Genomic DNA, 18,931 nt, shown 5'->3' with positions numbered 1-18,931 from the left:
ATGACTGCCTGGGGTTTTACGTTATCGGGCGATCGGCCGGTCGATGGGATGAACCGGGTGTCCCCCGATCGGGGGACACGGTGCCGTCATGGTGGGGACCGGCGCGCGAAGTCCGGCGTGCGTTCCGAGAACGGCCCGCCGGTGATGACGAACCCGGCAACCGCGCGCAGCGGTGCGCTGCGGCCGATCCAGGACATCAGCCGCGACGGGCGCCGCTCCGCGGGCTCCGGAGTCGCCAAAAGCTCCCGAAGCCGGCGGTGCATGAGTCGCTGCACCGACTGGGTGAGGACGGTGGGAAGCGTCCGCCGGAGTTGCACCCGGGCCAGGTGTCGGCTCGACAACGTGCCCTCGTGCAGCGGAGCCGCGATGATCCGTGCGGCGGCAACGGCATCGCCGATCGCGAGGTTGACGCCGATACCGCCCGCCGGCGACATGGCATGCGCGGCGTCGCCGATGAACAGGATGCCGTCGCGGTACCACCGGCGCAGCCGATTCAGTTGCACATCAAGCAGTTTGACGTCGTCGAGCGATCCGAGCTCGGCGACCCGGTCGGCCAGACCAGGGACCAGCGCGGCAATGTCGCGGCGCAGCGCCTCGATTCCTCGTGCCCGTAGTTCGGCGTCGTGGCCCTTGGGAATGAGATAGCCGATCTGGTAGTAGTCGCCCCGGTCGACGATGGCGCACCGGTGGCCGACGTGGGAGACACCGGAGAGTTCGGCGGGGTCGTCGGGATAGCGGGGCAGCCGGAACCACCACACGTCCATCGGGACGTCGAAGCTGCGGGGTCGCAGATCCAGCGCGCTTCGCAGCGGGGACCAGCGCCCGTCGCAGGCCACTGTCAGCGCGGCGGATATCTCCCGGATCACGCCGTCGGGCCCGCGGTAGCGGACGCCGGTGACCCGACCCTGCTCCCGGATCGGTCCCACCACCTCGGTGCGGCGCAGCAGCCGGAACGACGGCTCGTCGGCGGCGGCGCGCGCCAGCATCTCCAGGAAGTCCCATTGCGGCACCACCCCGATGGACGGCGGCTGCGGGCGCCGGTTCATCCAGCGAGCGGCCCGGCCGGCGGGTCTCCGGTCGAGGTCCAGGGGGCGGAAGAAGGGTTCGAGCTGCTCGGACAATCCGAGGTCGGAGATCAGCCGGCGGGTGCTCTGGTGCACCGTGTCTCCGCGGAAGTCGCGCAGGAAGTCGGCGTGCTTTTCCATCACCGTCACCGCGATACCGGCCCGCGCCAGCAGCAGCCCGAGCACCATCCCGGCCGGTCCCCCTCCGGCGATGACGCACGTCGTCGACGTCGGGGCGGCGCTTGTGTCGTTCATGTCCCATGAGTCCTCTCGGCACCTTCCAGGGTGCCAGTACCCATTTCGGGCGGCGCGCCGAAAGTTGGGTTGCTGCACGCATCGCCCGAGAAGGCCCGCGAACAACCGCACTTTCGGCGAGCACAAGAGCGGTGGCGGAGGGATTTGAACCCCCGGGTGCTGTTAGACACCTCTCGCTTTCAAGGCGAGTGCATTAGGCCGCTCTGCCACGCCACCGCCGACAACATTAGCGGTGACCGTCGATCCGGTTCAGCCCCGGCCGTACCGACGCCCGCCGGCGCCGTTCTTGAGCGCCGAGCTGATCCGACGGCAGTTCTCCCCCATCGCAGCGACCTGCGGGCGCGACAGATGGCTCAGGAAGTGCGTCCGCACCCCCTGGGAGTAGGTCACCATCGCCTTCCCGACCAGCTCACGTCCCTCGGGCGTGATGGTGGCGAGGACACCACGGCCGTCGTCGGGACTGGCCGTGCGCTTCACCAACCCCGCCGTCTCGAGGCGACGAATCTGCCTGGTCACCCGGCTCGGCAGAGACATCAACGCCTCCGCGAGGTCGCCCATCCGCACGGATCCCGTCGACGACTTGTCCAACAGGTCCAGCAGACGCACGTCGACCAGCGTCAAGTCGTGCGCATCGGTCAACCGCCGGTTCAGCGTCGCGTGAATCCGCAACGCCGAATCCAGGTAGTTCTGCCACGACCGCTGCTCGGCAATATCGAGCCCCGGCATGGCACTTTCAGTCCGCCCCGCAATCATCCCCTCCATGTCGCCATGCTAAATGACGGCACCGACACCCGTTGAACGAACGGTCCGGTAGTACGGTGGCGGGCATGCACGGGATCGTCACAGAAGCCGCCGACCGTCTGGTCTGGCGCGAGGTTCCCACCGTCACCCCCGGCCAGGGCGAAATCACCATCAAGGTCGCCGCAGCCGGGGTCAACCGCGCCGACCTCCTGCAGGCGGCGGGGCGCTACCCACCCCCACCCGGCGCCAGCGAGGTGCTCGGCATGGAGGTCTCCGGCACGGTGACCGAGCTGGGCCCTGGCGTCTCCGAATGGACGGTGGGGCAACCGGTTTGCGCGCTGCTGGCCGGCGGTGGCTATGCCGAATACGTGGCGGTTCCGGCCGCCCAGGTGATGCCGATTCCCGACGGTGTGGACCTTGTCGACGCCGCGGGCCTGCCCGAGGTCGCGTGCACCGTCTGGTCCAACCTGGTGATGACCGCCGGCCTGACCCGAGGCGAGCTGGTGCTGCTGCACGGCGGCGCGAGTGGCGTGGGCAGCAATGCAATTCAGATCTGCAAGGCACTCGGCGCCCGGGTTGCGGTGACGGCCGGATCAGACGCCAAGCTGGAACTGTGCCGGGAGTTGGGCGCCGATATCGAAATCGCCTACCGCGACCAGGATTTCGTCGCCCGCATCCGCGAGGAGTCCGACGGGAGCGGCGCCGACGTGATCCTCGACATCATGGGTGCGGTCTACCTGGACCGCAACATCGACGCGCTGGCCACCGATGGCCGGCTGGTGGTGATCGGGATGCAGGGCGGCGTCAAGGGCGAACTGAACCTCGGCAAGCTGATTGCCAAGCGCGCCAAGGTGATCGGCACCGCGCTGCGCGGCCGCCCCGTCGAAGGGCCGATGGGCAAGGGCGCCATCGTCCAGGCCGTCGTCGACGAGGTCTGGCCGATGGTGGCCGACGGCCGCGTCAAACCCGTCATCGGGGCGCGGCTGCCGATCCAGCGCGCCGACGAGGCGCACCGACTGCTGTCGGCCGGCGAGGTCGCCGGGAAGGTGCTGCTGACCGTGGACTGAAGCCGTCAGCCGAGCGACGCGAGCGCACGGACCAGTTGGTCCACCTCGGCGACCGTCGAGTAGTGCGCCAACCCGAGGGTGACCGCGCCGCCGACGTCGTTGACGCCGATGACGTCGAGGACCCGCGAGTGGGCGTTCGGGACGGCCAACACCCCGTTGTCGGCCAACCGCTGCACCACCCGCTCGGCCTCGATGTCGGCGACGGCGAAGCTCAGCGCCGGGATGCGCGCCTCGGGCTGACCGATCAGCATCACCCGCGGCAACGATCGCAGCGAGCTGACCAGATACTCGAACAGCCGATCCAGGTAGTTCGACGCCGAGCGCATGGACACCGCCAGCCGGTCCCGGCGGGTGCCCGTCGCGGTCTCGTCCAGGCCCGCCAGGTACTCCACACTGGCCACCACCCCGCCGAGCAGGCCGTACTGGTGCAGGCCCACCTCCAGGCGGCGCACGCCGGTCGCGTCGGGGTCCATCGACACCGAACCGAACGAGTCGATCAGGCTCGGGTCCCGGAACACCAGCGCACCGATGGGCGGGCCACCCCAGCTCGCCGCGTTGAGGGCCATCACGTCGGCGTCGAGTTCGTTGATGTCGACCAGCTGATAGGGCGCGGCCGCGGTGTGGTCGACGATCACCAGTCCGCCCACGTCGTGCATCAGCTTGCTGACCGGGCGCAGATCGACGAGGGTGCCCAGCGTCGACGACGCCGACGTCAGCGCCACCAACCGGGTGGAGCTGGAGATGAGGTTCTCCCACTGCCACGACGGCAGCTCACCGGTCTCGATGTCGACCTCGGCCCACTTGACCTTGGCGCCGTACCGGTTGGCCGCGCGCAGCCACGGCGCGATGTTCGCCTCGTCGTCGAGCCGGCTGACGATCACCTCGTAGCCGAGCCCGGCGCGCGACGACGACGCGTCGGCGAGCGAGGCCAGCAGCACCGCGCGGTCGGGACCGAGCACCACCCCCCGCGGATCGGCGTTGACCAGGTCGGCGATCGCCTGCCGCGCGGCGTTCAGCAGGGTCGCGCTGCGCCGTGCGTAGGGATGCGGGCCGGCCGCACTGGCCGCCGTGGTCCGGAAGGCCGTGGAGACCGTCGTCGCGACGGCGTCGGGGATTAACATTCCCGCCTGCGTATCGAAATGCACCCAACCGTCACCCAGCGTCGGGTGCAATCCGCGCACCCTGGCAACGTCAAATGCCATCCCAGCCGTCCTTAGAAGGTCCAGGTAATTCGCCCGACTGCTGCGGTCGCGGGCTACCCCCACTACGCGCACCGTCCGATCCGGGCCACCTGGGCAGCCATACTAGTCCAGCCCGTGCCGGACGCCGAGTGCCGTTCCCTGATCGTTGCTGGTGGGGCCCATGTTTCGACGGCGCGGCAAGGGGTGGGACCGCCCGGCTAACTCGCCGCATCCACGCTGAGTTGGCCGGTGCCGCCCCGCGGTCGCCTGCCCCGCCACCGTCGGCCCCCGAAAACTCCTGTGCGTAGCCCGCGCGCCCCACCCATCGGGTGGAGCCGCGCCCACCGTCGACCTGTTTGCCGGCTACCACCACCGGCTACCATCGGGCGTTGACAAGGCAAACCCGGCGGACCGTCCGATTCAGCGCGCCCGCATAACGCTGCGCCGCCATCCGCGAGTGGCGGGGTCGCGTCCCCGGCGAACGCGCCGTGGTAGCGGAGGCCACAATGCCTGACGGTCTAGTGTCACTAGTTGAGTGGACGACGATCCACCCCAGTACGGCATCGGCGGGACCGCATCTACACGTGGCGCGGAGGAGCACACCAAACGTGAGCACAGACGACGACAACATCGAGATCATCGGGGTCCCAGACCCCCAGGCGATGGCCGACGCGGCCGGGAACGACGACAAATCCGTCACCGACCTGGTCGAACAGCCCGCCAAGGTCATGCGGATCGGCACCATGATCAAGCAACTGCTCGAAGAGGTGAAGGCCGCACCGCTGGACGACGCCAGCCGCAACCGGCTGCGCGACATCCACAAGACCTCGATCGCGGAACTGGAAGACGGCCTGGCGCCCGAACTGCGCGAGGAACTCGAGCGGCTGGCGTTGCCGTTCACCGAGGACGCCGTGCCCTCCGACGCGGAACTTCGGATCGCCCAGGCGCAGCTGGTCGGCTGGCTGGAGGGCCTGTTCCACGGCATCCAGACCGCGCTGTTCGCCCAGCAGATGGCGGCGCGTGCCCAGCTCGAACAGATGCGCCAGGGCGCCCTGCCGCCGGGCATGGGCGCGCCGGGCCGCCCCGGCAGCCAGCATCCGGGCACCGGGCAATACCTGTAGATTTCGCCGATGGTCGCTATCGAGACCCGTGACGCCTGGGTCGAGTTCCCCATTTTCGACGCCAAGTCGCGCTCGCTGAAGAAGGCCTTCCTGGGCAAGGCGGGCGGCAGCATCGGCCGCAACAGCTCCAACGTCGTGGTGGTCGAGGCGCTGCGGGACATCACCATGTCGCTGAAGATGGGCGACCGGGTCGGGTTGGTCGGCCACAACGGGGCCGGCAAGTCGACGCTGCTGCGACTGCTGTCCGGGATCTACGAGCCCACCCGCGGCACCGCCCGGGTGTCGGGTCGGGTGGCCCCCGTCTTCGACCTCGGGGTGGGCATGGACCCGGAGATCTCGGGTTTCGAGAACATCCTGATCCGCGGCCTGTTCCTCGGCCAGACCCGCAAGCAGATGCTGGCCAAGGTCGACGAGATCGCCGAGTTCACCGAGTTGGGCGAGTACCTGTCGATGCCGCTGCGCACCTATTCGACCGGCATGCGGGTCCGGTTGGCGATGGGCGTCGTCACCAGCATCGACCCCGAGATCCTGTTGCTCGACGAGGGGATCGGCGCGGTGGACGCGGAGTTCCTCAAGAAGGCACAGTCGCGGCTGCAGAGCCTGGTGGAACGCTCGGGCATCCTGGTGTTCGCCAGCCATTCCAACGAGTTTCTGGCCCGGCTGTGCAAGACCGCGATGTGGATCGACCACGGCACCATCCGGATGACCGGGGGGATCGAGGAGGTGGTGGGCGCCTACGAGGGCCCCGACGCCGCCCGGACCGTGCGCGAGGTGCTCGACAAGGTCGCCCGAGAGTCCCGGTCGGCATGAGTGTGTTCGTCTGCGCGGTGGTTGTCACCCACCGTCGTCCCGACGAATTGGCGAAGTCGCTGGACGCGTTGGCGGCACAACGGCGTCGCCCCGATCACCTGATCGTCGTCGACAACGACGACGACGCGCGGGTGGCGGAACTGGTTGCCGGGCAACCCATCCCGTCGACCTACCTGCCGTCGCGGCGCAACCTCGGTGGCGCCGGCGGATTCGCCCTCGGCATGCTGCACGCGCTGGCCGCCGGCGCGGACTGGATCTGGCTCGCCGACGACGACGGCCGTCCCGACGGGCCCGAGGTGTTGAGCACCCTGCTGGACTGCGCGCGGCGCCACGGGTTGGCCGAGGTGTCGCCGATGGTGTGCGACCTGGACGACCCGCAGCGGCTGGCATTCCCGCTGCGGCGCGGATTGGTGTGGCGCCGAAGGGTTTCGGAGTTGCGAAGCGACGGCGGCGACGACTTGCTGCCCGGCATCGCCTCGCTGTTCAACGGTGCGCTGTTCCGGGCATCCACCGTGGAAGCGGTTGGGGTGCCGGATATTCGGTTGTTCTTCCGCGGCGACGAGGTGGAGGTGCACCGCCGGCTGGTTCGGTCGGGCCTGGCGTTCGGCACCTGCCTGGACGCGGTGTACCTGCACCCGCAGGGCGGTGACGAGTTCAAGCCGATCCTGGGCGGACGGATGCACACCCAGTACCCGGACAACGAGACCAAGCGCTTCTTCACCTACCGCAACCGCGGCTACCTGCTGTCCCAGCCCGGCATGCGCAAGCTGCTGCCACAGGAATGGCTGCGGTTCGGCTGGTACTTTCTGGTGTCCCGTCGCGACCCCACGGGATTCCGGGAATGGGTGCGGCTGCGCCGCCTGGGCAGAAACGAGCGGTTCTTCCGGGGCGAGGGCAGCGACGGGAGAGGACAACGATGACGTTCACCGATGCGACCGCCGAGTCCAAGACCTTCCGCCGGGCCCGTCGCGACCTCGTGGAGGGATTCGCACGCCGCGAACTGTGGCTGCACCTGGGCTGGCAGGACATCAAGCAGCGGTACCGGCGGTCGGTGCTGGGGCCGTTCTGGATCACCATCGCCACCGGCACCACGGCGATCGCCATGGGCGCCCTGTACTCGAAGCTGTTCAAGCTCGAGCTGGCCGAGCACCTGCCGTATGTGACGCTGGGGCTGATCGTCTGGAACCTGATCAATGCGGCGATCATCGAGGGCTCGGAGGTGTTCGTCGCCAACGAGGGCCTGATCAAACAGCTCCCGACGCCGCTGAGCGTGCACGTCTACCGGCTGGTGTGGCGGCAGATGATCCTGTTCGGCCACAACATCATCATCTACGTCATCATCGCCATCATCTTCCCGAAACCCTGGTCCTGGGCGGATCTTTCGTTCATCTTGGCGCTCGGACTGATCATGCTGAACTGCGTGTGGGTGTCGCTGTGTTTCGGCATCCTGGCGACCCGCTACCGCGACATCAACCCGCTGCTCGTCGCGATCGTGCAGTTGTTGTTCTTCATGACGCCGATCATCTGGAACGACAAGACGCTGCAGCAGCAGGGCGCTCAGGACTGGATCAAGATCGTCGAGCTGAACCCACTGCTGCACTACCTCGACATTGTGCGGGCGCCGCTGCTGGGTGACACCCAGGAGTTGCGGCACTGGCTGGTGGTGCTGGTGCTGACGGTCGTGGGCTGGGCGATCGCGCTGTTGGCCATGCGCCAGTACCGCGCGCGGGTGCCGTACTGGGTGTAGCGGGAGCTCAGCCGGGGACGTGACCGGCGTCGGGTTCGGGGCCGAAGACGAAGCGTCGGCCCGAGATCTCGGTGGGGGTGATCCGGACGTAGCGCAGCTTCAGCGTCGCGATCCAGGGGTACAGCCCGGCCTGTTCGGCCTCGTCGATGTCCTCGGAGCTGTACAGCACCTCGGCGTTGCCGCGGACGATGACGCTCCACCCCTCGACCACGTTGTGGTCGTCGGCCTCGAACAGCACCCGCTCGTTCATCACGGTGCCGAACAGCTTGGTGCCCTCCGCGCTGCGGAACAGGATGGTGCCCCGCTGGACCACGAAGTTCACCGGGAAGATCTCGGCCTGCCCGCCGATGACCGTGACCAACCGGCCCAGGTGCACGCCGGACAGCAGTTCCCAGCTCTCTTGGTCGCTCAACGTGGTGACCGGTGCGGTATCGGCGCTCATGACGTCATTGTCGTGCCGTCCCGGCGATCCTGCCAGGGACAGCGGGCACCGACCGTCAGGCCGAACGGCCCTAACTGCGCACGGGCGGGCGCATGCGGGTGGTCACGGCAATCCGGTTCCAGGCGTTGATGGTCAACGCCATCGCGATCACCTGGCCGAGCTCCCGCTCGGCGAAAACCGCCGCGGCTTGCGCATACACCTCGTCCGAGACGTGCTCGCCACCGGAGAGCACGGTCATCTCCTCGGTCAACGCGAGCGCCGCGCGCTCCCGCTCGGTGTAGAGCTCCGGCATCTCCCGCCAGGCCGAGAGCAGGTAGATGCGCTGCTCGGTCTCGCCGCGTCTGCGGGCGGCGTGGGTGTGCATGTCGATGCAGTTGGCGCAGTGGTTGATCTGCGAGGCCCGAATCTTGATCAGCTCGGCCAGGGTGGGGTCCAGATCCTGGCGGGCAGCGGTGTCGAGGGCGATCATCGCCGCGTAGATCTCCGGAGAAACCCGGTTCAGATCGAGGCGCTCGGCGGTCAGTGTCGGTGTCATGTCATCGACGCTAACCCCGGATCGGCCCGCGTTTGTGGTGCAATCACAGCGTGAGTTCGTGGGCCAATACGGGGGCGCGGGACCTGCACCTCGACCTGCGCGAGTCGATCACCCCCGGCAGCCGCGGCGTGCGCGACGTGTTGCTGGGTGCGTTGCGCGACGCCGTGCGCTCGGGGCGCCTGAGCGCAGGTACGGTGCTGCCGCCGTCGCGGACGCTGGCCGCAGACCTCGGCCTGTCCCGTAACACCGTCGCCGATGCCTACGCGGAACTGATCGCCGAGGGCTGGCTGGCGTCGCGTCAGGGCGCGGGGACCTGGGTGGTGAGCCCGGCGCGCCCGAGTGTCCCGGCTCGGCCCCGCGGCACCCGTGCCACCCCCACCCACAATCTGATGCCGGGTTCCCCGGATGTGTCGGCGTTTCCACGCGCGGCATGGTTGTCCTCGGCCCGACGCGCGCTGAACACCGCGCCCACCGAGGCGCTGCGGATGGGCGACCCCCGCGGGCGGCCCGAACTGCGCGAGGCGCTGGCCGAGTACCTGTCGCGCACCCGCGGCGTGCACGTCGGGGCCGACAACGTGGTGATCTGCGCCGGGACCCGGCATGCCGTCGAACTGGCGGCCCGGGTGTTCGGCCCGGCCGGCCCCATCGCCGTGGAGGCCTACGGGCTCTTCCTCTTTCGCGACTGCATCACCGCGGCCGGGGCCCGCACCGTCCCGGTCGGCATCGACGACATGGGCGCGGCGGTCGAGGAATTGGACGACCTCGACGTCCCGGCCATGCTGGTCACGCCGGCCCACCACTACCCACACGGCGTACCGCTGCACCCGTCCCGGCGCACCGCCCTGGTGCGGTGGGCGCAGCGCACCGACAGCTACCTCCTCGAGGACGACTACGACGGCGAATTCCGTTACGACCGACAGCCTGTCGGCGCGCTGCAGAGCCTGGACCCGCAGCGGGTGCTGTACCTCGGGTCCCCGAGCAAGAGCCTCTCGCCGGTGTTGCGGCTGGGCTGGATGGTGGTGCCCACCGACCTGCTGGACCGGGTCCTGGCCGTGGCCGGCGGCCAGCAGTGGTACGTCGACGCGATCGCGCAGCTGACCATGGCCGAGTTCATCCGGAATGGGCACTACGACAAGCACATTCGACGCCAGCGCGCCAAGTATCGGCGGCGGCGCGACGAGCTGGTGCACCGGCTGCGGCACCTCACCCCGGGCATCGAGATCAGTGGGGTGCCCGCGGGCCTGCACCTGCTGCTGAAACTGCCCGCCGGCACCGAACGCGCGGTGCTACAGCGCGCGGGCGACGCCGGGGTGGCGCTGGAGGGGCTGTCGCGGGCACGTCATCCGCAGGCCGGCCCACAGGTTCCGCGCCCCGACGGTGTCGTCGTCAACTTCGGCACCCTGGCCGATCACGCCTTCGGCGCCGCGGTCGACGCGCTGGTCGAGGTGCTCACGGCGGCCCTTCACGGAGTGCGCTGAAGCTCTCACCGCGCGGGACGCCGGCGAACGGCTCTCTGCCAGTCCACCCGAGGGCCGGCTACAGCTGCGCCAACTCGGCCTGCAGGTTGGCGCGGGCCTGCGGCTCCCACCGCCGGCGCGCGATCTCGGTGCGGAACAGCCGCGGGCCCACCAGCATGGCCTCGATCACCCGGGCCCGGCCGGCCCGGAACGCCTCGTCGGACACGTGCGCGTATTCGGAGCGGATGGCGGCGGAGTTGCGCCGGTAGTCCTCGGCGCCGACCGCGAGCGCGGCGAGGTCCGCGTCGGAGAGCACCTCGGCGTTGCGGTCGCCGGGGGCGGGATCGTGTTCGACGGTCATCCGCACCAGCCGGGCCACCTCGGCCACCAGGTCGGCGGCGACGCCCAGCGCGGTCAGTTCCGTCTCCGCCCGGCGCGCGCTGCGCTCCTCGTCGTCGGGACTGCCGTCGTACACCGCGTCGTGGTACCAGGCCGCCAGCCGGACCGCGTCCGGGTCGGTGGCCAGCGCGGCTAGTTCGTCGATGGCGGTGAGCACGCCGCGCAGGTGCACCAGGTCGTGGTAGCGGCGGTGCGGTTCCGACCAACTGGCCAGCAGCGCCCGGCCGACCTCCTCGGCTTGCGGCGCCGAGGTGTGCGGCGCAATCAGGGCTCGCCAGGCCCGGATCAGTTCCTCCACGCGACCATTGTCGCAGGTTCGCCGACCCGTAAGCTTCCCCGCGATGGCCGAGACTGTTCCCCCGGGTGCCCCGCTCACCCTGAAGACGCAGGTGCTGCGGTTCGTGATCACCGGCGGGTTGTCCGCCGTGGTGGACTTCGGTCTCTACGTCGCCCTGCTGGCCGCGGGCCTGCACGTCAACGTCGCCAAGACGCTGGGCTTCATCGCCGGCACCACCACGGCGTACCTGATCAACCGGCGCTGGACGTTCCAGGCGCCGCCCAGCCGGGCCCGGTTCATCGCGGTCATGGTGCTCTATGCGCTGACCTATGCCGTGCAGATCGGCATCAACTACCTGTTCTATCTGCAGTTCGCGGGCCGGCCGTGGCAGGTTCCGGTGGCGTTCGTGATCGCCCAGGGCACCGCCACCGTGATCAACTTCGTGGTGCAGCGGGCCGTGATCTTCCGGCTGCGCTGACCGCCGTAGCCCGCGCGGTACCCTTGCCAGCGATGTCTACCGTTACGACGCGGCGCCTGACGGGGTGGGGGCGCACCGCACCCTCGGTCGCCGAGGTGCTCGCACCCCGCGATCCCGAGGAAGTCGTCGAAGCGGTCGCGCGGGCGGCCGACGGCTCCGGACGCGGCGTGATCGCGCGCGGTCTGGGCCGCTCCTACGGCGACAACGCCCAGAATGGCGGCGGACTGGTCGTCGACATGTCGGTGCTCAACCGCATCCACTCCATGGACGCCCACACCCATCTGGTGGACGTGGACGCCGGGGTGAACCTCGACCAGCTGATGCGCGCCGCGCTGCCGCTCGGCCTGTGGGTGCCGGTGCTGCCGGGCACCCGGCAGGTCACCGTCGGCGGGGCCATCGCCTGCGACATCCACGGCAAGAACCATCACAGCGCGGGCAGCTTCGGCAACCACGTGCGCGCCATGGACCTGCTCACCGCGGACGGCCGGACCCACCATCTGACCCCCGACGGCGCCGACTCGGAGCTGTTCTGGGCCACCGTCGGCGGCAACGGGCTCACCGGCATCATCCTGCGCGCGACCATCGCGATGACGCCCACCGAGACCGCCTACTTCATCGCCGACGGCGACGTGACCGGCGGCCTCGACGAGACGGTCGCGTTCCACAGCGACGGCAGCGAATCCGACTACACCTATTCCAGCGCCTGGTTCGACGCCATCAGCGCCCCACCGAAACTCGGCCGCGCGGTCATCTCCCGCGGATCGCTGGCCACCCTCGACCAGCTGCCCGACTCGCTGGCCAAGGACCCGCTGAAATTCGATGCGCCGCAATTCTTCACCGCGCCGGACATCTTCCCCAACGGGTTGGCCAACAAGTTCACCTTCGGGCCCATGACCGAGCTCTGGTACCGGATAGGCAAGACCTACCGGGGCAAGGCCCAGAATCTGACGCAGTTCTACCACCCGCTGGACATGGTCGGCGAATGGAATCGAGCCTACGGCTCAGCCGGTTTCACCCAGTACCAGTTCGTGGTGCCCACCGAGGCGGTCGACGAGTTCAAGGCGATCATGCGCGACATCCAGGCCAGCGGACACGTGTCGTTCCTCAACGTGTTCAAGCTGTTCGGGGCCGGAAATCAAGCGCCGCTGAGCTTTCCGATCCCGGGCTGGAACGTCTGCGTCGACTTCCCCGTCAAGGCCGGCCTGAGCGAGTTCCTCACCGGCCTGGACAAGCGGGTGTTGGAATTCGGCGGCCGGCTCTACACCGCCAAGGATTCGCGCACCACCGCCGCCACCTTCCACGCCATGTACCCGCGGATCGACGAATGGATCGCCCAGCGCCGCAAGGTCGATCCCGAAGGAGTGTTCATGTCCGACATGGCCCGACGTCTGGAGCTGCAGTAAATGGTTTTTGATGCCGTGGGGAACCCGCAGACCATTCTGCTGCTGGGTGGCACCTCCGAGATCGGCCTGGCGATCTGCGAACGCTACCTGCGGGACGCGCAGGCGCGGATCATCCTCGCCGACCTGCCGAACGCGCCGCGGCGCGAGGCGGCCATCGCCCAGATGGAGGCCGCCGGGGCCAGCTCGGTCGAATACCTGGATTTCGACGCCCTGGACCCGCAGGCCCACCCCGCGGTGATCGAATCCGCTTGGGCCAACGGCGATGTCGACGTCGCGATCGTGGCATTCGGCGTGCTCGGCGACGCCGAGGAACTCTGGCAGAACCAGGCCAAGGCCGTGCAGGCCGCCCAGATCAACTACACGGCCGCGGTGTCGGTCGGCGTCCTCGTCGGCGAGAAGATGCGGGCACAGGGCAGCGGCCAGATCATCGCGATGTCGTCGGTGGCCGGCGAGCGCGTGCGCCGGTCCAACTTCGTCTACGGCTCCACCAAGGCCGGTCTCGACGGCTTCTACCTGGGTCTCGGGGAGGCGCTGCGCGAGTTCGGGGTGCGGGTCCTGGTGATCCGGCCCGGACAGGTGCGCACCACCACCACCCTGGAGCACTGGAAGGCCACCGGCGCCAAGGAAGCACCGTTCACGGTGAACAAGGAGGACGTCGCCGAGCTGGCGGTGACCTCGGCGGCCAAGGGCCGCGAGCTGGTGTGGGCGCCCGGACCGGTCCGCCTGCTGATGTCGGTGCTGCGCCACATCCCCCGGCGCATCTTCCGCAAGCTGCCCCTCTGATCATGAAGACAGCGCTACTCCGCGCTGCCAGCGCGGGCGGCCGGATGGCGCTGGCGGCGGCGGTCGCCGTGGTGGTCTCCGTCGTTGCGCTGGTCGCCATCGGCCGCGTGGAATGGCCAGCGTTTCCGTCCAGCAATCAGCTGCACGCGCTGACCACGGTCGGCCAATTCGTCTGCCTGGCAGCACTTGTCGGCGCCGGCTGGCTGGGGCGCCGTGGGAGGCGGCGGCTCGCGCAGCTGGGCGCCACGGTTTTCCTGGCGGCTTTCGTGGTGGCCACCCTGGGCATGCCGCTGGGCGCCACCAAGCTCTACCTGTTCGGCATCTCGGTGGACCAGCAGTTCCGCACCGAGTACCTGACCCGGTTCGCCGACAACGCCGCGCTGCGCGACATGACCTACGCGGACCTGCCGCCGTTCTACCCGCCGGGCTGGTTCTGGCTGGGCGGGCGGGCCGCCGACCTGGCCGGGATACCCGGCTGGGAGATGTACAAGCCGTGGGCCGTCACCTCGATCGCCGTCGCCGTGGTGCTGGCGTTCGCCCTGTGGACCGCGCTGATCCGGTTCGAGTACGCCCTGATCGTCACGATCACCACCACCGCGGTGATGCTCGCCTACGCCTCCCCCGAGCCGTACGCCGCGATCGTCACCGTGTTGCTGCCGCCGGTGCTGGTGCTGGCGTGGTCGGGGCTGCGCGCCCGAGCTCACTCGGGATGGGCGGCCGTCGTGGGCGTCGGGATCTTCCTCGGCGTCACCGCCACCTTCTACACCCTGCTGCTCGGCCTGGCCGCGCTGACCATCACCATCATGGCCGCGGCGCTGGCGATCGCCCGGCGCAGCATCGCCCCCCTGCTGCGGCTGGCGGTGGCCGCCGCGATCGCCATCCCGATCGCCTTGATCACCTGGTTGCCGTTCCTGCTGCGTGCGCTGCGCGACCCGATGTCGGACACCGGTAGCGCACAGCACTACCTGCCGGCCGACGGCGCGGTGCTGACCTTCCCCATGCTGCAGTTCTCGCTGCTGGGTGCGCTGTGCATGCTCGGCACGCTGTGGCTGATCGTCCGGGCGCGCTCCTCGGTGCGGGCCGGGGCGCTGGCCGTCGGGGTGCTCACCATCTACCTGTGGTCACTGTTGTCGATGCTGACCACGCTGGCGGGCACCACGCTGCTGTCCTTCCGCCTGCAGCCGACCCTGACCACCCTGCTGGCCGCGGCCGGCGCGTTCGGCTTCATCGAGGTGACGCTCGCGGCGGCCGCCCGCTGGAACCGGACGCTGATCCCGGTGGCGGCGGTCATCGGGCTCGCCGGCGGAATGGCGTTCAGCCAGGACATCCCCGACGTGCTGCGGCCAGACCTCGCGGTGGCCTACACCGACACCGACGGCGACGGGCAGCGCGCCGACCGTCGTCCCCCCGGCGCGGAGAAGTACTACGCGAAGATCGACGAAGCCATCCGCGCCGCCACGGGCAAGCCGCGCGACGAGACGGTGGTGCTGACCGCCGACTACAGCTTCCTGGCGTACTACCCCTACCTCGGATTCCAGGGATTGACCTCGCACTACGCCAACCCGCTGGCCCAGTTCGACCAGCGGGCCGCGGCCATCGAGGAGTGGGCCGATCTCGAGACCGCCGAACAGTTCGCGGCAACTCTGGACGCGTTGCCCTGGCGCCCGCCCGAGGTGTTCCTGATGCGCCGCGGCGCCGGTGACGCCTACACGCTGCGCCTGGCCGAGGACGTCTACCCCAACCAGCCGAACGTCCGCCGCTACACCGTCGAGTTGGGGTCGGCGCTGTTCGCCGAACCGCACTTCGACGTCCAGACATTCGGGCCGTTCGTGCTGGCGATCAGGAACCAGCCCTGATGACGGTGCGACCCCCCGGACCGGGAGCATTACCATCTAGGTCCGTGGACGACACGGCGCCTAGATACCGCACGGCCCGCACTGTCGCCATTGTCGCGGGATTGCTGGGCGCCCTGCTGGCGATCGCCACCCCGTTCCTGCCCGTCGAACAGACCACCGCGGAACTGAACTGGCCGCAGAACGGCGAACTCGACAGCGTCACCGCGCCGCTGATCTCCTATGTCGCCACCGACCTGGAGATCACCATCCCGTGTCGGGTGGCCGGCGCATTGGACGGCCCGGACAACGGCCGCTCGGTGCTGCTGTCCACGGTGCCCAAGCAGGCACCCAAGGCCGTCGACCGCGGCCTGCTGATCGAACGCGCCAACAACAACCTCAACGTCGTGGTGCGCAACACCCCGGTGGTCGTCGCCCCGATGAGCGCGGTGCTCAGCCCGGCCTGCCAGGAACTGAAGTTCACCGCGCACGCCGACCAGGTCACCGCCGAGTTCGTCGGCCTCACCCAGGCCGACGGCACCGACGCGACACCGGACGACCCCGACGCGCCGCTGCGCGGGGAACGGGGCGGCTACGACTTCCGGCCGCAGATCGTCGGGGTGTTCACCGACCTGGAAGGTCCCGCCCCGCCGGGCCTGAGTCTGTCGGCCACCATCGACAGCCGCTACAGCACCGCGCCGACCACGCTGAAGCTCGTCGCGATGATCCTCGGCGTCCTGCTGACCATCGCCGCGCTGATCGCGCTGCACGTCCTGGACACCGCCGACGGCGTCCGGCACCGCCGCTTCCTGCCGTCGCGCTGGTGGTCGATGACCGGCCTGGACGCGCTGGTCGCCACCGTCCTGGTGTGGTGGCATTTCGTCGGCGCCAACACCGCCGACGACGGCTACATCCTGACCATGGCCCGGGTGTCGGGTGACGCCGGTTACATGGCCAACTACTACCGCTGGTTCGGCACCCCCGAGGCGCCGTTCGGCTGGTACTACGACCTGCTCGCGGTGTGGTCGCAGGTGTCGACCGCCAGCGTCTGGATGCGGCTGCCGACCCTGCTGATGGCGCTGGCGTGCTGGTGGGTGATCAGCCGCGAGGTGCTGCCGCGGCTGGGCAGCGCGGTCAAGAAGAGCACCGCGGCCAGCTGGACCGCGGCGGGCATGTTCCTGGCGGTGTGGTTGCCGCTGAACAACGGCCTGCGGCCCGAGCCGATCATCGCCCTGGGCATCCTGCTGACCTGGTGCTCGGTGGAGCGCGCGGTAGCGACCAGCCGGCTGCTGCCGGTCGCGGTCGCCTGCATCATCGGTGCGCTGACGTTGTTCTCCGGTCCCACCGGCGTGGCCTCCATCGGCGCGTTGCTGGTGGCCATCGGGCCGCTGCGCACCATCATGCATCGGCGCACCCGGCAGTTCGGCCGGCTGGCGCTGCTCGCCCCGCTGGCCGCCGCCGTCACCGTCACCGCGATCCTGATCTTCCGCGACCAGACGTTCGCCGCCGAAATCCAGGCCAGCACCTTCAAGTCCGCGATCGGGCCGAGCCTGAGCTGGTTCGACGAGCACATCCGCTACTCGCGGCTGTTCACCACCAGCCCGGACGGGTCGGTGGCCCGCCGTTTCGCGGTGCTCTCGGTGCTGCTCGCGCTGGGCGTTGCGGTGGCGATGTCGTTGCGCAAGGGCCGGATTCCCGGCACCGCCGCGGGCCCGAGCCGGCGCATCATCGGCATCACCATCGTCTCGTTCCTGGCGCTGATGCTGACCCCGACCAAGTGGACGCACCACTTCGGCGTGTTCGCCGGGCTGGCCGGGTCACTCGGCGCGCTGGCGGCGGTCGCGGTCACCGCGCACGCGATGAAGTCGCGCCGCAACCGGACCATCTTCGGCGCCGTGGTGCTGTTCGTGGTGGCCCTGTCGTTCGCCACGGTCAACGGCTGGTGGTACGTCTCGAACTTCGGGGTGCCGTGGTCGAACCAGTTTCCGGAGTGGAAGTTCGGCTTCACCACCATCCTGCTGGGGCTCTCCGTGCTGGCGTTGCTGCTGGCCGCGTACTTCCACTTCAAGTTCACCTCCCCCGGAAACGGCGACGCCCCCTGGCGGTCCAACCGGTTCGGCCGACTGTTGCGCTCCCCGTTGGCAATTGCGTCGTGGTTCCTGGTGCTCTTCGAGGTCGTCTCGCTGACGCTGGGCATGACCGCGCAATACCCGGCGTGGTCGGTGGGCCGGTCCAACCTGCAGGCCCTGACCGGGAAAACCTGCGGGCTGGCCACCGACGTGATGGTCGAACAGGACCCCAACATCGGCATGCTCAGTCCCGCCCCCGGCGTCGAGATCGGCGCCGCGCTCGGCCAGGTGATCGCAACCGGCTTCTCCCCCAACGGCATTCCCTCGGACGTGTCGCCGGACGCGGTCACCGACAGCCCGGAGGCCACCAACTTCGCCGACACCGGCGACGCCGAGGACAACACCGGCGAAGCCGGCACCGAGGGCGGCACCATCGCCACCACCGGCGCCAACGGGTCCCGCGCCCGCCTGCCGTTCGGTCTCAACCCGGCGACCACCCCGGTACTCGGCAGCTGGCGCTCCGGCGTGCAGCAACCGGCGGTGCTGCGTTCGGCGTGGTACCAGCTGCCGCCGCGCGAGGAGGCCGGGCCGCTGCTGGTGGTCTCGGCGGCCGGTCGCTTCGACTCCGGCGAGGTCCTGGTGCAGTGGGCCGGTGCGGACGGGAAGCCGGGCGGGTCGATCGGCTTCGCCGATGTCGGCGCCGCGCCGGCCTGGCGCAACCTGCGGGCCCCGCTGGCCGCCATCCCGCGCGAGGCCACCCAGATCCGGCTGGTCGCCACCGACGACGACCTGGCCCCCACCCACTGGATCGCGCTGACCCCGCCGCGCATCCCGGTCCTCGAGTCGCTGCAGGACGTCGTCGGCTCCGAGGACCCGGTGTTCCTGGACTGGCTGGTGGGCCTCGCCTTCCCGTGCCAGCGGCCGTTCGGGCACCAGTACGGCGTGACCGAGGTGCCCAAGTGGCGCATCCTGCCGGACCGCTTCGGCGCGGAGGCCAACTCGCCGGTGATGGACTACCTGGGCGGCGGACCGCTGGGGCTGTCCGAACTGCTGTTCCGCGCCTCGACGGTGCCCACCTACCTGCAGGACGACTGGTTCCGCGACTGGGGTTCGCTGCAGCGGTTGCTGCCGTTCTATCCGGCCGCCGAGCCCGCCGAGATCGACCTGGGCACCGCGACGCGCAGCGGGTTGTGGAGCCCCGCGCCGCTGCGTCAGTCCTGACTCGGCGCGGCCTGCCCGCGCCTGATGTCCACCCAGGTACACAATTTCG

17 protein-coding genes and 1 tRNA gene are annotated in these 18,931 nt (G+C 69.7%); 11 read left to right on the top strand and 7 right to left on the bottom strand.

Annotated elements, in window-relative coordinates; translation table 11 throughout:
* Positions 1-86 precede the first annotated feature (86 nt).
* From R2K23_RS00805 to R2K23_RS00795, 3 genes are all read right to left on the bottom strand, one after another.
* Complete coding sequence (locus R2K23_RS00805; RefSeq protein WP_316513679.1) at positions 87-1,319, bottom strand: FAD-dependent oxidoreductase; 1,233 nt, start codon at positions 1,317-1,319, stop codon at positions 87-89.
* Between the two features lie 129 nt (positions 1,320-1,448).
* Positions 1,449-1,535 (bottom strand) — tRNA-Ser (locus tag R2K23_RS00800).
* 33 nt (positions 1,536-1,568) lie between these two features.
* Positions 1,569-2,081, bottom strand: a complete 513-nt coding sequence (locus R2K23_RS00795) for a MarR family winged helix-turn-helix transcriptional regulator (protein ID WP_316513677.1) — start codon at positions 2,079-2,081, stop codon at positions 1,569-1,571.
* A 65-nt stretch (positions 2,082-2,146) separates the two neighbouring features.
* Between R2K23_RS00795 and R2K23_RS00790 the strand changes: the two genes are divergently transcribed.
* Complete coding sequence (locus R2K23_RS00790; protein WP_316513676.1) at positions 2,147-3,127, top strand: NAD(P)H-quinone oxidoreductase; 981 nt, start codon at positions 2,147-2,149, stop codon at positions 3,125-3,127.
* A 5-nt stretch (positions 3,128-3,132) separates the two neighbouring features.
* Here R2K23_RS00790 and R2K23_RS00785 read toward each other — a convergent pair whose 3' ends face one another.
* Positions 3,133-4,329 carry a cysteine desulfurase-like protein gene (locus R2K23_RS00785; protein ID WP_316513674.1) on the bottom strand — a complete coding sequence of 399 codons (1,197 nt, stop codon included), beginning with the start codon at positions 4,327-4,329 and terminating at the stop codon, positions 3,133-3,135.
* A gap of 641 nt (positions 4,330-4,970) precedes the next feature.
* Here R2K23_RS00785 and R2K23_RS00780 point away from each other — a divergent pair.
* Genes R2K23_RS00780 through wzm form a run of 4 tightly spaced genes read left to right on the top strand, consistent with a single transcriptional unit; the run spans position 4,971 to position 7,986 of the window.
* The gene (locus R2K23_RS00780; protein ID WP_316517558.1) at positions 4,971-5,429 is read left to right on the top strand and encodes a bacterial proteasome activator family protein; all 459 of its coding nucleotides are present in this window, start codon (positions 4,971-4,973) and stop codon (positions 5,427-5,429) included.
* A gap of 9 nt (positions 5,430-5,438) precedes the next feature.
* Positions 5,439-6,239: a galactan export ABC transporter ATP-binding subunit Wzt/RfbE gene (gene wzt, locus R2K23_RS00775; protein ID WP_316513673.1), complete on the top strand. Its 801-nt coding sequence runs from the start codon at positions 5,439-5,441 to the stop codon at positions 6,237-6,239.
* The gene (glfT1, locus tag R2K23_RS00770; RefSeq protein ID WP_316513671.1) at positions 6,236-7,159 is read left to right on the top strand and encodes a galactofuranosyltransferase GlfT1; all 924 of its coding nucleotides are present in this window, start codon (positions 6,236-6,238) and stop codon (positions 7,157-7,159) included. Before wzt ends, glfT1 begins: the two co-directional genes overlap by 4 nt.
* Positions 7,156-7,986 carry a galactan export ABC transporter permease subunit Wzm/RfbD gene (gene wzm / locus R2K23_RS00765; protein WP_316513670.1) on the top strand — a complete coding sequence of 277 codons (831 nt, stop codon included), beginning with the start codon at positions 7,156-7,158 and terminating at the stop codon, positions 7,984-7,986. Before glfT1 ends, wzm begins: the two co-directional genes overlap by 4 nt.
* A gap of 7 nt (positions 7,987-7,993) precedes the next feature.
* Here the strand turns inward: wzm and R2K23_RS00760 are convergent, their stop codons facing one another.
* Together R2K23_RS00760 and R2K23_RS00755 are read right to left on the bottom strand one after the other, a co-directional pair.
* Positions 7,994-8,428 carry a pyridoxamine 5'-phosphate oxidase family protein gene (locus R2K23_RS00760; protein WP_316513669.1) on the bottom strand — a complete coding sequence of 145 codons (435 nt, stop codon included), beginning with the start codon at positions 8,426-8,428 and terminating at the stop codon, positions 7,994-7,996.
* A gap of 70 nt (positions 8,429-8,498) precedes the next feature.
* Positions 8,499-8,963, bottom strand: coding sequence for a carboxymuconolactone decarboxylase family protein (locus R2K23_RS00755; protein WP_316513668.1), 465 nt, complete (start codon positions 8,961-8,963; stop codon positions 8,499-8,501).
* A gap of 50 nt (positions 8,964-9,013) precedes the next feature.
* Here R2K23_RS00755 and pdxR point away from each other — a divergent pair, with 50 nt between their 5' ends.
* Positions 9,014-10,441, top strand: a complete 1,428-nt coding sequence (gene pdxR, locus R2K23_RS00750; RefSeq protein WP_316513667.1) for a MocR-like pyridoxine biosynthesis transcription factor PdxR — start codon at positions 9,014-9,016, stop codon at positions 10,439-10,441.
* 58 nt (positions 10,442-10,499) lie between these two features.
* Here the strand turns inward: pdxR and R2K23_RS00745 are convergent, their stop codons facing one another.
* A complete protein-coding gene (locus R2K23_RS00745; RefSeq protein WP_316513666.1) occupies positions 10,500-11,117 on the bottom strand; it encodes an HD domain-containing protein in 618 nt (205 codons plus the stop codon).
* A 43-nt stretch (positions 11,118-11,160) separates the two neighbouring features.
* On the opposite strand from R2K23_RS00745, the gene R2K23_RS00740 reads away from it, so the two are divergent.
* From R2K23_RS00740 to R2K23_RS00720, 5 genes are read left to right on the top strand one after another with little or no spacing between them, the layout of a single operon-like run.
* Positions 11,161-11,574: a GtrA family protein gene (locus tag R2K23_RS00740; RefSeq protein ID WP_316513665.1), complete on the top strand. Its 414-nt coding sequence runs from the start codon at positions 11,161-11,163 to the stop codon at positions 11,572-11,574.
* Between the two features lie 32 nt (positions 11,575-11,606).
* On the top strand, positions 11,607-12,977 hold the full coding sequence (locus R2K23_RS00735) for an FAD-binding oxidoreductase (protein WP_316513664.1): 1,371 nt from the start codon (positions 11,607-11,609) through the stop codon (positions 12,975-12,977).
* Positions 12,978-13,760 carry a decaprenylphospho-beta-D-erythro-pentofuranosid-2-ulose 2-reductase gene (locus R2K23_RS00730; RefSeq protein WP_316513663.1) on the top strand — a complete coding sequence of 261 codons (783 nt, stop codon included), beginning with the start codon at positions 12,978-12,980 and terminating at the stop codon, positions 13,758-13,760.
* Between the two features lie 2 nt (positions 13,761-13,762).
* Entirely contained in the window at positions 13,763-15,616 is a 1,854-nt protein-coding gene (locus R2K23_RS00725) for a galactan 5-O-arabinofuranosyltransferase (protein ID WP_316513662.1), read from the top strand.
* A complete protein-coding gene (locus R2K23_RS00720) occupies positions 15,616-18,882 on the top strand; it encodes an arabinosyltransferase domain-containing protein (RefSeq protein WP_316513661.1) in 3,267 nt (1,088 codons plus the stop codon). Before R2K23_RS00725 ends, R2K23_RS00720 begins: the two co-directional genes overlap by 1 nt.
* The last annotated feature ends 49 nt before the right edge of the window (positions 18,883-18,931 follow it).

Origin of the sequence: Mycolicibacterium sp. MU0050, assembly GCF_963378085.1 — a bacterium.
GTDB lineage: Bacteria > Actinomycetota > Actinomycetes > Mycobacteriales > Mycobacteriaceae > Mycobacterium > Mycobacterium wendilense.
This window is presented reverse-complemented; position numbering and strand designations above follow the sequence as displayed.

Coding starts and splice junctions, on each gene's coding strand:
- R2K23_RS00720 (WP_316513661.1), top strand. CDS start 15,616: ATGACGGTGCGACCCCCCGGACCGGGAGCATTACCATCTAGGTCCGTG.
- R2K23_RS00785 (WP_316513674.1), bottom strand. CDS start 4,329: ATGGCATTTGACGTTGCCAGGGTGCGCGGATTGCACCCGACGCTGGGT.
- R2K23_RS00725 (WP_316513662.1), top strand. CDS start 13,763: ATGAAGACAGCGCTACTCCGCGCTGCCAGCGCGGGCGGCCGGATGGCG.
- wzm (WP_316513670.1), top strand. CDS start 7,156: ATGACGTTCACCGATGCGACCGCCGAGTCCAAGACCTTCCGCCGGGCC.
- R2K23_RS00735 (WP_316513664.1), top strand. CDS start 11,607: ATGTCTACCGTTACGACGCGGCGCCTGACGGGGTGGGGGCGCACCGCA.
- R2K23_RS00805 (WP_316513679.1), bottom strand. CDS start 1,319: ATGAACGACACAAGCGCCGCCCCGACGTCGACGACGTGCGTCATCGCC.
- R2K23_RS00740 (WP_316513665.1), top strand. CDS start 11,161: ATGGCCGAGACTGTTCCCCCGGGTGCCCCGCTCACCCTGAAGACGCAG.
- R2K23_RS00790 (WP_316513676.1), top strand. CDS start 2,147: ATGCACGGGATCGTCACAGAAGCCGCCGACCGTCTGGTCTGGCGCGAG.
- R2K23_RS00795 (WP_316513677.1), bottom strand. CDS start 2,081: ATGGAGGGGATGATTGCGGGGCGGACTGAAAGTGCCATGCCGGGGCTC.
- R2K23_RS00730 (WP_316513663.1), top strand. CDS start 12,978: ATGGTTTTTGATGCCGTGGGGAACCCGCAGACCATTCTGCTGCTGGGT.
- R2K23_RS00755 (WP_316513668.1), bottom strand. CDS start 8,963: ATGACACCGACACTGACCGCCGAGCGCCTCGATCTGAACCGGGTTTCT.
- glfT1 (WP_316513671.1), top strand. CDS start 6,236: ATGAGTGTGTTCGTCTGCGCGGTGGTTGTCACCCACCGTCGTCCCGAC.
- R2K23_RS00780 (WP_316517558.1), top strand. CDS start 4,971: ATGGCCGACGCGGCCGGGAACGACGACAAATCCGTCACCGACCTGGTC.
- R2K23_RS00760 (WP_316513669.1), bottom strand. CDS start 8,428: ATGAGCGCCGATACCGCACCGGTCACCACGTTGAGCGACCAAGAGAGC.
- wzt (WP_316513673.1), top strand. CDS start 5,439: ATGGTCGCTATCGAGACCCGTGACGCCTGGGTCGAGTTCCCCATTTTC.